We start from the raw sequence: 14,872 nt of genomic DNA on the forward strand, positions 1-14,872 counted from the left end.
ATAGGCGTTTACACGTCCTGGAAATGGAGCTTAACTTATGTCTTTAAAAGGAAAGAATATCGGAATTGCAATAACAGGTTCATTCTGTACTTACGAAAAAACTTTTACACAGATGGAAAGTCTTGTACGGCAGGGTGCTTCCGTAAGAACTATATTTTCTAATTCGGCCGCCTCATTAGACAGCCGTTTTGGCAGTTCAGATAAGTTCTTAAAGCTTGCCACAGATATAACCGGATATCCGCCAATACTTACAATTCCCGATGCAGAACCTATAGGTCCCGGAAAAATGTTTGATATACTCGTACTTCTTCCCTGCACCGGCAACACTATAGCCAAACTTGCTAACGGGATAACAGACACTCCTGCACTTATGGCTGCCAAGGCTCATCTTCGCAATAACAGGCCTCTCCTGATATCACTGTCAACCAATGATGCTCTTGGCATGAATATGAAAAACATAGGAATACTTATGAACACAAAACACATATTCTTCATACCTTTTGCACAGGATAATCCCGGGAAAAAGCCTAATTCCATGATATCACACACAGAACTTCTTATTCCGTCGATTGAGGCTGCTCTTGAAGGCCGCCAGATTCAGCCGGTAATCGGAGGTGCTCCATGTGTGGAATAGCCGGTTTTTATAATATTAACGGTGGATATTCTTCGGAATCCCCGCACTGGATCAGCATTCTCAACGACATGAACCGTACACAGTTTCACCGCGGACCTGATGGTAACGGGACATATCTGTGCGATTGCTGTGGCCTTGCGCATGTGAGGCTTGCCATTATAGATCTCGTTAACGGTTCGCAGCCACTTGTGAAGAGCCACGGGGGACTGAAATATGCAATTTCATATAATGGTGAAATTTATAATATGAAAGAACTCCGTTCAGCACTCAAGGCAGAAGGCGCCACATTTGACACTGCCAGTGACACAGAAGTCATTCTTGAAGGCTACATGCGCCATGGCAGTGATTTTATCAAATGTCTTAATGGCATATTTGCTGCCGCCATATTAGATGAAAACCATAACCGACTCATTTTGTTCCGCGACAGACTTGGTGTAAAACCTCTGTTTTATACACATTATGAAAACACTCTTGTATTTGCATCTGAAATCAAGGGAATATTTGCATATCCTGGGATACCACACATAATAGACCGCGACGGACTCTGTGAGGTTTTTGCACTTGGTCCTGCCCGGACACACGGCAGAGGGGTCTTTAAAAATATTTTTGAAGTCATGCCAGGACAATGTATAACATTTGAAAATGAACGCTGTGATAAGCATTTTTACTGGAAGCTCGAAAGCCACGAACATACAGATTCTCTCGAAACAACCATTGAAAAAACTTCATGGCTTATAAAAGATGCCATCAAAATGCAGATGTTATCCGATATCCCGATAAGCACATTTCTATCAGGCGGAGTAGATTCAAGCATCGTAACCTCAATATGTGCGGAAGAGCTCCACAAACAGGGATTACAGCTCAATACATTTTCTTTTGATTTTACAGGCAATGACCGTTATTTTAAAGCAAACAGCTTCCAGCCAAGCCGTGACCGCCCATATGTGGAAGAGATGGCAGACTATACGGGAACAAGGCACCGTTTTCTCGAATGCACAAGCAGGCAGCATGCTGATTACCTCTATAAAGCAGTAAGGGCACGCGACCTTCCATGTATGGCAGATGTAGAATCTTCAATGCTCTATTTCTGTTCCGAAGTTAAAAATTATAATAAAGTAACGCTTACCGGTGAATGCGCAGATGAGATATTCGGAGGATATCCTTGGTTTCACAATGAGAACGCATTTTCCACGGACGCATTTCCGTGGTCATATGACATGTCTGCACGACAGATTCTATTGTACGACGAGCTGATAAACAGCCTGAATATGGAAGAATACGCTGATAACGCATACCGGCAGACTATTGCCGAGACTCCGGTTCTTCAGAGTGATTCCGCCAAAGAGCGCCGCCGCCGTGAGATATCGTATCTTAATATACGCTGGTTCATGGCTACGCTTCTTGACAGAATGGACAGAACAAGTATGTATAACGGTCTGGAAGCCCGTGTTCCTTTTGCAGACCACAGAATTGTCGAATATGTATTTAATGTACCGTGGGATATGAAATGCGCCGGAGGTGTAACCAAAGGTCTTCTCCGGCACGCCGCAGCCGGACTCCTTCCCGACAATGTCCTCTGGCGCAAGAAAAGTCCTTATCCTAAGACTTACGACCCTTATTATGAGAAAATGCTTGCCGGCAAACTCCGTGAAGTTGTATCAGACACAGCCTCGCCAATAAGAACTCTGCTCGATATTGCCAAAGTAAACAGATTCATTGAAGCCCCATCTGATTATGGCAGGCCATGGTATGGACAATTGATGGCCGGTCCGCAGATGCTCGCTTACATGCTTCAGGTTAATTACTGGCTCAGTGAATATAATATAAGCATAGAATACTGATAACAAAAAAGGCTGTGTATGGAAACCTGCACCATATAAAATACCGGTGCAGGCCTGCATACACAGCCCTAATATTATATCAGTCATTGAACAAAAGCTTTACTTTTTCCATTGTCGCAGCATATACTCCATATTCTTCCTGTGCCTGCCGGAAATAATCCATGGCAGCCTCTTTGTCACCATTCTCGTTAGCGTTATAACACTCAACTGCAAGATGATGCAGTTCATCATGCACACGACCTGCTTCAGCAAACACCGGATTGCTTCTCAGATAATCCTTATCTTCCGCATTATACCAAAGACCGAACTTACATCTCTGGGGTCTGTTAAGATTCTTAAGTTCAAGTGTCTCAAATCCGGCAATCATATTATAAAGTCTCCACGTAAATATCATGTGGTCAACAATATATATATCTATCCACTGGCTGTTGGAAAGCTTCGCCTGCTTTCTTGCAACATTACCTCTGATCTTATCTATCGTCCTGCTTATGGTATACATGTCTCTTGCAGGATCCTGACAGTGCTCAATAAGCGACTCCGAATCTTTTTCTACATTGGCAAGCTGGTCAAGAAATATCTTTGCGGAATCATTCTGTGTCGTTGTCTGTGCAAATGCATCATCAATCTGATCCATTATCGAGTTCATTGAGTCACCCATATTGGCTATATGCTTATCTGACTCATCTGCATTAACCTTACATGCATCAAGTGTATTGCGAAGCTGGCTCATCTGCGTAACAAGCACATCAATGTCACTTTTAATTGCAGACACATATTCTGATATTCTGCTCATCGACTTCTGCGTGTCAGATGAGAGCCTGCCTATCTCATCAGCCACCACACTGAATCCTCTTCCGTACTCTCCTGCCTTGGTTGCTTCTATCTTGGCATTGAGTGAAAGGAGCTGTGTCTTGGTGCTGAGCGAGGCCACAAGCTTCATTATGTCATCAATCTGTTCTGCCTTTTTCTTAAATCCTTCGAGTGCCTCACAGGACGATAACAGTTCTTCGTAACTGCCATTAACACTGTTAACCGTATCACGCATTATTCTGCTGCACTCCTCAGACTGTGCATCCGCTTCCTGCACATTCTGCTGTATGTTGCCAAGTATATTCTCACTCTCAGCTATTGAATCCGTAAGTTTCTTACTGTCTTCCACAATTGTTGCTATAGAGCGCTTCTGGTTAGCTGCAATCTCAAGCAGTGACTTGACATTACTGCTGTTGCCTATAACACTCATTGCATTATTAAGGTCCATTGCAACCTGATTATCTGCATTGATAAACTTCTTAAGCATCTGGCTATAGGCTTCGGTAAGAGGCTTACTGCCTTCCTCTGCCGCATCCGGAAAGATGTATTCGTTGCGTGCTGCCGAATTCATATAGGAAATAATCTGCTCTGTCTCGTCATCCTGTTTCTTTGCATGTAATATCATATATTATCCCCCAAGCATATTGTATAATCATTCATACAATACACAGTACAAATTTACATAATCATTAGGATAATAGTACCACAATTTTGCTGTATTTGCTATATTAATCGTTATATATTTCAATGCACCATAAATACATCGTGCATTCATAAAATTACAAATGCATTATCTCAATAAGAAATATTCCTGCCAATCCATAATATGTAACAACTGCAACGAGATCATTAACAGTTGTGATAAGCGGACCTGATGCTACTGCCGGGTCAATATTTACCTTATCAAAGATAATCGGTGTTAATGTGCCTATAAGACTTGATATCACCATTGATATAATCAGCGCAGCTCCCACGCATCCTGCTACTGCCAGCGCATATATCATATTTTCATGCTTAAAAAGCATTATGTATCCTGTTATGAATATGAGTGCCATTGCGCCAAGAATAAGTCCGTTGGCAAGTCCAACTCTCATTTCCTTAAAAATCAGCTTAATCTTCTGTGCAAATGAGATATGCTCATCCATAAGCACACGGATTGTTACGGCAAGCGACTGTGTACCTACATTACCTGCCATGTCAAGTATAAGTGACTGGAAGCACACTATAAGTGTAAGCTGCTGCACAATATTCTCAAATACGCCTACTACCGTTGACACGCCCATTCCAAGGAACAGAAGAAGTATAAGCCATGGAAGTCTTTTCTTAATACCTACGGTTATAGGTTCATCCAGATCTGATTCCTCCGAAAGACCGGCAAGCTTGGCATAGTCATCGCCCAGCTCATCATCAATAATATTAGCGGTCTCAGAAGCCGTAATTACTCCGACTATGTGCTTATCCCTGTCAAGTACCGGAATTGAGTCCTCCTCATATTCCTTAAGTTCCGAAGCACAGTCCTCAGTCTCTTCATCAGCATACAGATAAGGGTAATCCCTTACAATAAGTGTTTCCAGACTGTCTTCTTTTTTTGCTGCAAGAAGTTTTTTAAGTTCAAGTATTCCGTAATAAGTTCCGTCCGGTTCAATAATATAAAGTGTTTCAATGTTATCGTGATTCCTGGCCTGCACAAGCAGCTGATTCATTGCTTCCTTAACAGAATCAGTTCTGTCGATACAGATAAAGTTTGTAGTAATGTGGCTTCCAATCTGTGTTTCTTCAAAAATGTACTTTGTCATCATAATTCCATACCTCTCTTTCCGTTATTACGAGGTATTTTTCAAAAAAAAATGCCCCGTTGTACGGAGCATGAAAAAAATCAGACACAACAATCAGACCAGCCGCAGCAAATAAAACCGCAGACCGGTAGCGTGTTCCGAATTATAATTCATGTTCCAACTTCGATAACTACTATCGCAACTGTCCATTTGCTGCACCTTCCTTCCGACTTCTTTAAAGTCATGTTATTTTATCCTCTGCCTGCTATTTTTGTCAACCCCCGGAATCAAAAAAATCCATATAACTGAACTGACAAAAAGCAGCATAGGATAATAAAGCTTAGGTATTATCTGCATCGCAGATATCTCATATCCAAGTTCTGCCACAGCTGAGATGGCTACAAGCATCTGTGCTCCGTAAGGGATTATTCCCTGGGCTATACATGAAAATGTATCAAGCAGCGATGCGGATTTTCTTGGAGTTATCCCATAATTATCAGCCATCTCAAGTGCAATGGGATTCGCCATAACTATTGCAACGGTATTATTAGCCGTCGCAATATCCATTGCGCCTACAAGCAGCCCTATTCCAAGTTGTCCGCCTTTATTACCTTTAAACATCTTCCTTATTCCTCCAAGAAGAGCCTCAAAGCCGCCATTATCGCGTATAAGCGCACACATTGCAGCCACCAGCACCGCAACCATACACGTCTCAAACATGCCAGATACACCGGAGCCTATTCCTGCCACAATGTCAGCAATTCCCATATGTCCGGTAATAAGCATAATGCATATTCCCGACAGAATGCCTGTAATCAATACTGCAAATACATTAAATCCGGCAATTCCTCCTGCCATAACAAGTACATAAGGAATTATCTGTACAAGATTGTAGTTATGCCGGACGCCTCCTGCAATGTCAGTTCTGAATGAAAGCACAAGTATTATAATAAGCGCTCCGATTGCCGCCGGAAGTGCTATAAAAAAATTCTCCCTGAACTTATCTTTCATCTTACATCCCTGGCCATTGCATGCTGCTATTGTCGTATCAGAAATAAATGACAGATTATCTCCAAACATTGCACCACCCATTACAGATGCTACACACAATGCCATGTCAAAGCCTGATGCTTCCGATACTGCAACTGCTATAGGCGTTATAAGTGTAATCGTACCAACTGAAGTTCCCATAGCCGTTGATACAAAGCATGCAACTGCAAATAATACTGCGACAGCATATTCTCCTGGAATAACCGACAACATAAAATATGCAACGCTCTCTGCGCTGCTTCTTCCGACAACTCCTACGAATACACCTGCCGTAAGAAATATAAGAAGCATTGTGATTATATTTTTGTCAGCCATACCATTCGCCATTATCTGAAGTTTCTCATCAAATGAGGCCTTTCTGTTCTGCATGCATGCAACAAATATTGCTATCATAAACGGCACTACAATCGGTATATTATAGAATCCCATCGGAATCTTCAGTACATATTCAAATAATACTCCTGTTCCAAGGTAAAGTATTAAAAATACTAAAATAGGCAGCAATGCTGCTATATTGGATTTTTTCATAACAATCTCCATTTCTTCTGATGACACAACCGTGCTGCAAACATATACTGCCTATTATACATTATTAATTTTTTGTTCTCAACTTATTCTTTGTTGATTTGATTTTCATTGAGTTGATTTTTCCAGGACTGATTACTTACACTGTCTGCCCTTTGCAAATGTTACAACAAATGCACCGATAGCCGCTGCCATGCAAAGTGCCCAGAATACAACTCCTGTTGTATCTGCTGTCTTAGGGCTTGTTACCTGTGCACCTGCCAAAGTTGTGCTTTCTGATGCGTTATCTGTAACATTGCCGTCAGCACTTCCTGAACCTGCTGTCATCTCTACCAATGCATACTTACTGAAATGTGACGCATCAAATGAAACAATTCCATTATTAATCACAGCATCCTGATATACATTGTAAGTAAGGTCATATATCTTGTACTCAGCCGTAGAAATATATGCTAAATCAGAAGGAAGTGCAAACTGTACATTAACTTTATATCCAGGTGCTACCTGCGCTCTCACGCCGCCCGAATATGGGTTAATGTCCCATCCAAGCTTTGCATTAATTCCATTATTGTTAAGCATCACAATGTCGTCATCTGACATATTGCCTATCATCCATACTGTATCTTCAGGCAATGCTCCGTTTTTAAAACTGAACTTCTGGATTATAATTCCATTGGAATCCGTCTTCTGACTTACATTAATACTGTCTGATGAAGAATCATCACTGTCTGTATCATCAGAATCACCGGAAGCTGCAGTCGTACTCTCTGTTGAAGCTACAGTCGTACTTTCTTCAGGCTTATCAGAGCCTGTCACAACAATTCCTACATATGCATTTCCGTTATCAAAAGCTAATGTAACCATATGCTTTCCGGTACCAATAGTATCAATCCATGAGGAATTAAGAATAATCTCTGTACACTTATACGCTGATGCAGCTGCGCTGCCTGATTCAGGTGCTGCCGCAAAGACTGCTACGGCATTCGAAGATAAATAGCTGTAGCCTGTCGCTGCCGGGGTCTCTGTTGTTACTGCAGGTGCCTCTGTTGTTGCTGGTACCTCAGGCTCAAATCCTTCCGGATATCCAACCGCCTTAACAGACTTAACCGCATATTCAGGTGCCACTTTGCCATCGACAGCAACTGACTTAAACTCATCAGCCGGTGCCTCCAGCACTATGCGCCAATCTTCTGCGCAGCCGACGGTATACCTCTTACTGTTGCCGATGAATACATCGTACATATCAGCTGCTTTGACCTGTCCTGCGTTAAGCGAGCTTACAAGTCCGCCTCCCGCAAGTACTGCCGCCATAAAATACGTCAGTAATTTTTTAGTTCTTTTGCTCATTATTAATCCTCCTTTTACTTATTCAGGGGTACTCCCCTCCGGCATACTGACCTGCCGGGATTTATATTTATCTGCATTAAGAGGCAACGCTTTAATTATTAATGCAGCTAAATATCATTTTTAATATCAGTCAAATGTTTTCGGTTCACATCACTGAACCATAACATACATAATAACTGATGCCAGACAAAATACTGTCAGCATGAATACGATATATTTATTAAGTTTACAGGTATTCATGACTATGTTTCTGAATCTGATTTCAATAGTATTCTCACACATTCTGCCAAGAGCTGCACCCGCCATAACGGATAACAGCCCCATATAGCGGTAATCCATGCTGCATCCGTAAGGATATTTCATATAGAAATACGTAACGCTCGCATACATAAGTACGCTTACAACAGGTACGGCATAATATGCAATACTTTTATTTTTCAGATGTATCAACTGATAAATAAAAGCAACCACTGCAATAAATGTTATAAACAACGCTGCAAACAGAAGTACTGCCGGAATTATTGCCGGAACTTCATATCTGTATTCACCAAAAAGTGATGATTTCAGATAATATGCAGGTGCATTATAGTCATTAAAGACATCCGCATATGGACCTTTCATAATATTATCAATTGAAAATGTAAATATTCTTGCTGCTATCGAACGGTCTCCCGTATACAGCTTAGAGCGGCTTCCGCCTATATCCAGAACATATCCGAGAGGCTGACCAAACATCCTGTAATTACGAACGCTGTACCATAATCCCAGCGGCAGGCTTATTAAGCCAAATACTATATAGCGCAGCATGAGCATTTTCCATTGTTTTGCGTCTGTTTTAACAGTCTTTACAAGCCTGATTACAAACACAACTGCGGTAAACAGTGCAATCACTCCGACAGATACCTTGGTCATGACGCCAAGTCCGTATATAACTGCCAATAATACTGTATTCTTCCACGAACAGTCATTGCTCCATTTTATTGTGTACAATACTGCAAGTACCATAAGCAGTGTACTTAATGAATCAGGTGTCAGCATTCCGGCTGTCATGTAGAATACAGGCGAACATGCCACTAATGCTGTTGAGATAACACGTCCCCTGCCACCTATGCCACATTCTCTGCAAAGTGCATCTGATGCCGGCAGCATAAGACATGATGCCGTACATGCCGCTGTCCTTGCAGCATCAGCAAGTTCATACGCCGATGAAGTATTAAGAATTGAATTAACAACAAATGACATCAGGCTTCCAGCAATATAAAAGAACGGCTGCTGGTAAAACTGAAGTTTATTGCTTAAAGGCAGCCTGTGATACTGCATCAGGTTAAGAATATACGCCGCATGGCCTCCTGCATCAGCATCAAATCCCCACAGATCATGCTGTCTTATATTACATGGCGTATAAAGCATGTATCCAATCCTCATTATTATTCCGGCTGCCATAATTGCAATAATAATCACATCATAATAATGGATATCACGGCATGTCATAGTTCTGACATTAACGGAAGCTATGACTGCTGTTAATGCAAGAGCCATGCACATGGCAATCTTTATATATAACCGGCTCTGCTGCGCTCCGGTAAGATGTGCAACGACATACGAAGCTATAACAGTAATCACTATAACTGCTGTCGCGACAGATGTTTTTTTAATCTGATTCATCACACAAACCTCCATCCCGGCAGCCACTTGAGTGCAGCATTTATATATTCACGCGGCACATCCGCTCCTGATAATACAGGATAAAACATCGCAAAAAGCGCAATTGATATTATTGCTGTCACAATCATGACTTTCTTCCGCTTTGAACCATCCCTGATTCCTGTCCTTACCGAATATGATATCATCAGCACAAGAATACTCAGGCAGGTAAGATAATGATATATAAACACAGTCCTCTTAACAAACATCCACGGAATTATCAGAGATGCATACGCAATAACAAGCATTGCCGATACGCGGTCTTTTTTTACACTCCATCTGTATATCTGATGAAAAAATGCCACAATGCCTCCCCAGCACACGACAGGCCCCGCAAAAGTTGCAACACTGCTTATGCTTCCGTCTCTATTAACCGTAAGCGCATCAAGCAGTGACTTTTTGTCAAATATCCACTCATACCACTCCGATGCATACGGATGCTCAAATATAGTTTTACTGTGGTATGAAAGCATAAGCTTTCCGTTAGAGATAACATGCTCTATAGCATTTTTATCTGTATATACCTGCGCAAACTGGACATATGAGAGTGTATATATGATAAGCGGAATAATTATGAAGCATGCCAGGCACTCAGCCCCAAGCCTTAGCCAGTATGCGTTCCGGCCGCAATCTTTGTTCATTTTAATGACTTTGTTGTTCAGTATGCCATCATTGCTTCCCAGAGTATTTTTCTTGTTCAGGCACCACAGCAGAAAAATAATTGCCAGCCCTGCCCCCGCATATATTCCCGTCCACTTGACAGAAATTGCGGCACCCGATACAATTCCGTCCAAAAGAAGATATGCTCTTTTTTCCGTCTGCATAAATGCAGTCATAAAGTAAAACATTGCAATGATAAATACCGCCGCCATAATATCTATTGTGGCAATCCTCGACAGCGTAAAATGCATAAACTCTGTCATCTGCAGAAGCATTGCAAATACTGCACATTCCCTGCTTCCGGTGATTCTCAGTGCAAATGCATACACAAGCGTAACGATAAAGCTGCCGCACACAACGCTCATAAAACGCCATCCAAACGGATTCATTCCGAACATTTTTATTCCAATTGAGATTATTGTCTTACCAAGCGGTGGATGCGTATTCTCATATATCGGCAGGTCATTGGCAAATTCATATGCCGTCCTTGCATGATATACTTCATCAAACATAGTCCTGTAGTAATATGTCTCATCCTCAGGATAAAGCGCCTGCTCATCAAACAGTTTCATATATGCACCTGCATTCTGCGGAAGGATTTTATTACCCTTGTCATCAAAGAATATCATCTCACCAACATATGCATCATTATCGAGAAATACACAGCCAAGCACTTTCTGGGTGCTGTCAAGCTTAATCTCATTCCAGCAGTATGCAGCTGTAACTTCCTGTCTGCTCTTAAAGACATTCCATGCATCATCCTCAAGCTTTGAAAATGAAACCGTTCGCTTACCTTCATATCCGAGAAATATCTCTACTTTTGATATCGTTACATCTCTTCCAAAATCAAGCACCACATCCCTGTTCCTGTCAGCCTGAATGTGAAGCTGGCTTGATGGTATCGTATGCGTTCCAAGCCCTGTAATTCCCATTATAAAAAATGCTAACGTACCTGTTATCATTATCAGGGCATCCACGCACTTAAAGCCTGAAAAGCCACAGTCCAATAAGCCTCTGCCAGTGGCACCGGAACCTGCTGATTGTGTCTGCAGCTGCAATATTCTCAAATCATTACCGGACATTCCTATCAATACACTCACCAGTGCTGCAACCATCAGAAGAATCGAAAACACCAGAAGCATTGGCGCATTTCCGCTGTTATCTGCAAGCATTCCGATATACTGTCCATCAATATCCCTCGCAAAAAAGAACATAAGCACTGCCATTCCGCTAAAGCAGTACAAACCAGTTCCGTTCTTAATTCTGACAGGCACTGACCTGACAATATACAAATATCCTGCAAGCAAAATCTCCGCAGCCAGTATGTATGCTGCTCTTCTAATGCTTCCGGATGCTGCCGCTATAATTGTTCCCGGCCAGAAAATATATTGCATGGCAACATTACCTGCTGCGATATTAAGAACCACATATACAACCGCGTCCACCGTAACACATATAAGCTTTCCTTTAATATTCCCAGGTGACATCAGCAGTACTGCACATCTTGTAACCGCATACCACATGAAGCGGCTGAACCTGTCGCTGTTATTATATTGTTTGGAAGTACATCTGTCTTTCCAGAAATATACCCATATATAAATTACAAATATAACTCCAATTGCGTAATATGTTGAAGCCAACTCTCTCTCCCCATTCCTGTCAGTTAACCCGTATTCATTCTTCGTAATATAACCAATGCTTACGCAGCGTTAATGCTACGCCGTTGCCTTATCCTCATGATACGACTGCTCTGTATTAACATTCCATATATTGCTGTTGTCGCTGTCATTGGCAAGAAGATTGCTGACCGCTTCCATTGCGGTAAGCATTGAATGATCCATATTGTTGTAACGATGCTGTCCATTCCTGCCGATGCAGTAAAGCTCATCAATATCATCAAGCCATCCAATAACCCTGTCTATTCTGTCATACGTGTCAAAATATGCCGGATATGCCTTTTCAACACGCTCACAGTGTGTTGTGATTATCTTTGTATCATTATCTATGATATTCATCTGCTTCAATTCATTCACAGCAAGTGAACTCCACTCTTCATCCGATCTGTTCCATTCTTTATCATCACCGCAGAAATATTCAAGTCCCATCCACACTGTTGACTTAGGATTCTTAACAAGATATGGCGACCAGTTATTAAAAATCTGGATTCTACCCATAGTAACTGACGGCTCCTGAACATATATCCAGCAGTCCGGAACAATATCACCTACAGTTGCATAGTTAGTTTTATTCTTGAGATTAATCCTGTCGACAAGCACACCTATCGTCACAAAGTTGCGGTACGGAAGTCCCTCGCTTATGCTTCTGACATCTGCCGGCACGTTGTTCATGCCTCTTATAAGATTTTTAACAGGCATACTTGAAAATATCACATCTACGCAGAAGGTCTTCTTCTCCCCACCGCATACACATTCAATTCCCTGTACACTCCCATTTTTCACAATAATTCTGTCAACACGGCAATCCGTTATAATACGGCCTCCCATTGTCCTGAATCTTTACGAGGCACACTCCCATAACTGTCCCGGACCATATTTGGGATACTTAAATTCTTCTATAAGCGATGTCTCTACATTACTGTTTTTTATATGCAGAAGTCTTCCAAAACAGTCTTTAAGCACCGCTGCCACAGACAGCCCCTTAACTCTCTGTGCACCCCAGTCTGCCGATATCTCTGAAGGATGTCTTCCCCACAGCTTGTGTGTATAAGATTCAAAGAACATAGAATAAAGCTTTCTGCCAAATCTGTTAATATAAAAATTCTCCAGTGATGTCTCGGGAAGCTTATGTATACATGCCCACAGAAAGCTGAAGCCTGCCTGAATTGTTGTTACAGGTCCCATTGCACATATCGTATTAAGATTCATCTTCACCGGATAATCAAAAAACTTCTTATTATAATAAATGCGTGAAACCCTTCTTCTCAGCAGCATTACCTCGTCCTGCTGCTCCGGGTCGGGTCCTCCTTCACTGCAATGTACGTCTCTCGAGGTTGCTATATCATCAGATGACGGACTTCCCTGCATCTTAAGAATCTCTTCCCACCATCTGTTAACTCTCTCATCCTTTGAAAAAAAACGGTGGCCTCCCATATCCATGCGGTTGCCCTCATGGTTGACTGTACGTGATATTCCCCCTATACTGTCGCTCTGCTCAAGTATCACCACATCATATTCATCCGAACTCTTAAGCAGCTCACAGCCCGCCGTTATTCCCGCAGGTCCTGCCCCTATGATTACCGCTTTCTTTTTCATACTCTCCTCCATTATTCAGACAAAATGACACCATGACAGCCTGTCTGACTCTGTCCGACTAATCCAAACCATAACTGCATTTATATTACTATATTTATTCCCACATTGGAGCGTTATAGTACGAAACGACATAATACAGTACGAAAAGCACTGTGACACAGACTGTCGCAGCTACTCAGGCAGCTACTCAAGCTGTTACTGTGGCATCGGAGGCGGCTGCAGAAGTTCCGGCTCAGTCAGTTACAGAAGAAGCTGCATCTGCCGTAACAGCTATTGACTACAGCAATTTAAAAAAAGTAGGTTGGTTCAAATACGTTCCGGGTGAAGAAGCCGTACTTTCTGATTTTATAGATAATGTCGGAAAAAGAACAGTTGCATACGGCGAAACTATTGACCTGAGTGATTGTATGGACTTTTCACAATGCAGCGGTGATACAATATTAAGTATTTCTTCCAACATACTTTCATCCCATTACAAAAAGACCTGAGCCTCACGGCTCAGGTCCCTAATAATATAATAAATACATACCATAATACAGATATTTCCGGATTGTTCCGCGCTGCGCACTCCCACAAACCTTATCTGTAATTTTACAGTGCCTTCTTGATTGCATCCATAAGTTCATCATATGTCTCATATGCAGGAAGCTCAGGATTGTCCTTCTTAATCTGCTCTGTGCTTCTGAATAAGAAGCCTGCCTTGCTTGCCTTGATCATGCCAAGGTCATTGTGGCTGTCTCCGCTTGCAATTGTGTCATATCCGATTGACTGCAGAGCCTTAACTGTTGTGAGCTTTGAATTCTCAATTCTCATCTTGAAGCCTGTAATCTCTCCGTTGTCAGCAACCTCAAGTGTATTGCAGAATATTGTAGGCCAGCCGAGCTTCTTCATGAGAGGTCCCGCGAACTGTGTAAATGTATCGCTTATGATAATTACCTGTGTAATGCTTCTAAGCTCATCAAGAAATTCCTTTGCACCAGGCATAGGGTCAATCTTTGCAATTGTCTCCTGAATCTCCTTAAGTCCGAGTCCGTGCTCCTTAAGGATTCCAATTCTCCACTTCATAAGCTTATCATAATCCGGCTCATCCCTTGTAGTTCTCTTAAGCTCCGGAATACCGCTTGCCTCAGCAAATGCGATCCAAATCTCCGGTACAAGTACTCCTTCAAGGTCAAGACATACAATATTCATTCCCATCGTTCATCCTCCACTTATATACAGGCGTCTGCGCACTGTTTAGTCAACTAAAATCAT

10 protein-coding genes and 1 pseudogene are annotated in these 14,872 nt (G+C 42.0%); 3 read left to right on the forward strand and 8 right to left on the reverse strand.

Annotated elements, in window-relative coordinates:
• The first annotated feature begins 37 nt into the window (after nucleotides 1–37).
• Together NQ488_10055 and asnB are read left to right on the forward strand one after the other, a co-directional pair.
• Nucleotides 38–634 carry a dipicolinate synthase subunit B gene (locus tag NQ488_10055; protein ID UWN94918.1) on the forward strand — a complete coding sequence of 199 codons (597 nt, stop codon included), beginning with the start codon at nucleotides 38–40 and terminating at the stop codon, nucleotides 632–634.
• Complete coding sequence (gene asnB / locus NQ488_10060) at nucleotides 622–2,475, forward strand: asparagine synthase (glutamine-hydrolyzing) (protein UWN94919.1); 1,854 nt, start codon at nucleotides 622–624, stop codon at nucleotides 2,473–2,475. The genes NQ488_10055 and asnB overlap by 13 nt, the downstream gene beginning before the upstream one ends.
• Nucleotides 2,476–2,554: 79 nt before the next feature.
• Here the strand turns inward: asnB and NQ488_10065 are convergent, their stop codons facing one another.
• From NQ488_10065 to NQ488_10095, 7 genes and pseudogenes are all read right to left on the reverse strand, one after another.
• Nucleotides 2,555–3,910, reverse strand: coding sequence for a methyl-accepting chemotaxis protein (locus tag NQ488_10065; GenBank protein UWN94920.1), 1,356 nt, complete (start codon nucleotides 3,908–3,910; stop codon nucleotides 2,555–2,557).
• Nucleotides 3,911–4,064: 154 nt separating this feature from the next.
• On the reverse strand, nucleotides 4,065–5,084 hold the full coding sequence (locus NQ488_10070; GenBank protein UWN94921.1) for a magnesium transporter: 1,020 nt from the start codon (nucleotides 5,082–5,084) through the stop codon (nucleotides 4,065–4,067).
• A gap of 222 nt (nucleotides 5,085–5,306) precedes the next feature.
• Nucleotides 5,307–6,638: a Na+/H+ antiporter NhaC family protein gene (locus NQ488_10075; protein UWN94922.1), complete on the reverse strand. Its 1,332-nt coding sequence runs from the start codon at nucleotides 6,636–6,638 to the stop codon at nucleotides 5,307–5,309.
• A 132-nt stretch (nucleotides 6,639–6,770) separates the two neighbouring features.
• Nucleotides 6,771–7,982, reverse strand: coding sequence for a hypothetical protein (locus tag NQ488_10080; GenBank protein ID UWN94923.1), 1,212 nt, complete (start codon nucleotides 7,980–7,982; stop codon nucleotides 6,771–6,773).
• Nucleotides 7,983–8,132: 150 nt separating this feature from the next.
• Nucleotides 8,133–9,647, reverse strand: coding sequence for a glycosyltransferase family 39 protein (locus NQ488_10085; protein UWN94924.1), 1,515 nt, complete (start codon nucleotides 9,645–9,647; stop codon nucleotides 8,133–8,135).
• Nucleotides 9,647–11,986 (reverse strand): phospholipid carrier-dependent glycosyltransferase, encoded by a 2,340-nt coding sequence (locus NQ488_10090; GenBank protein UWN94925.1) that lies wholly within the window; start codon nucleotides 11,984–11,986, stop codon nucleotides 9,647–9,649. Before NQ488_10090 ends, NQ488_10085 begins: the two co-directional genes overlap by 1 nt.
• A gap of 75 nt (nucleotides 11,987–12,061) precedes the next feature.
• Nucleotides 12,062–13,618 (reverse strand): annotated as a pseudogene (locus tag NQ488_10095) (NAD(P)/FAD-dependent oxidoreductase).
• 152 nt (nucleotides 13,619–13,770) lie between these two features.
• Between NQ488_10095 and NQ488_10100 the strand changes: the two are divergent.
• Nucleotides 13,771–14,106: a hypothetical protein gene (locus NQ488_10100; protein ID UWN94926.1), complete on the forward strand. Its 336-nt coding sequence runs from the start codon at nucleotides 13,771–13,773 to the stop codon at nucleotides 14,104–14,106.
• Nucleotides 14,107–14,209: 103 nt separating this feature from the next.
• Here NQ488_10100 and thrH read toward each other — a convergent pair whose 3' ends face one another.
• Nucleotides 14,210–14,809 (reverse strand): bifunctional phosphoserine phosphatase/homoserine phosphotransferase ThrH, encoded by a 600-nt coding sequence (gene thrH, locus NQ488_10105; protein UWN97143.1) that lies wholly within the window; start codon nucleotides 14,807–14,809, stop codon nucleotides 14,210–14,212.
• Between the last annotated feature and the right edge of the window lie 63 nt (nucleotides 14,810–14,872).

The organism is [Bacteroides] pectinophilus (genome assembly GCA_025146925.1).
Taxonomy (GTDB): Bacteria; Bacillota; Clostridia; order Lachnospirales; family Lachnospiraceae; genus Bacteroides_F; species Bacteroides_F pectinophilus.

What these genes read in the sequence shown, in the direction of transcription:
- thrH (UWN97143.1), bottom strand. Translation starts at nt 14,809, where the DNA reads ATGAATATTGTATGTCTTGACCTTGAAGGAGTACTTGTACCGGAGATT.
- NQ488_10080 (UWN94923.1), bottom strand. Translation starts at nt 7,982, where the DNA reads ATGAGCAAAAGAACTAAAAAATTACTGACGTATTTTATGGCGGCAGTA.
- NQ488_10085 (UWN94924.1), bottom strand. Translation starts at nt 9,647, where the DNA reads ATGAATCAGATTAAAAAAACATCTGTCGCGACAGCAGTTATAGTGATT.
- NQ488_10055 (UWN94918.1), top strand. Translation starts at nt 38, where the DNA reads ATGTCTTTAAAAGGAAAGAATATCGGAATTGCAATAACAGGTTCATTC.
- asnB (UWN94919.1), top strand. Translation starts at nt 622, where the DNA reads ATGTGTGGAATAGCCGGTTTTTATAATATTAACGGTGGATATTCTTCG.
- NQ488_10070 (UWN94921.1), bottom strand. Translation starts at nt 5,084, where the DNA reads ATGATGACAAAGTACATTTTTGAAGAAACACAGATTGGAAGCCACATT.
- NQ488_10075 (UWN94922.1), bottom strand. Translation starts at nt 6,638, where the DNA reads ATGAAAAAATCCAATATAGCAGCATTGCTGCCTATTTTAGTATTTTTA.
- NQ488_10065 (UWN94920.1), bottom strand. Translation starts at nt 3,910, where the DNA reads ATGATATTACATGCAAAGAAACAGGATGACGAGACAGAGCAGATTATT.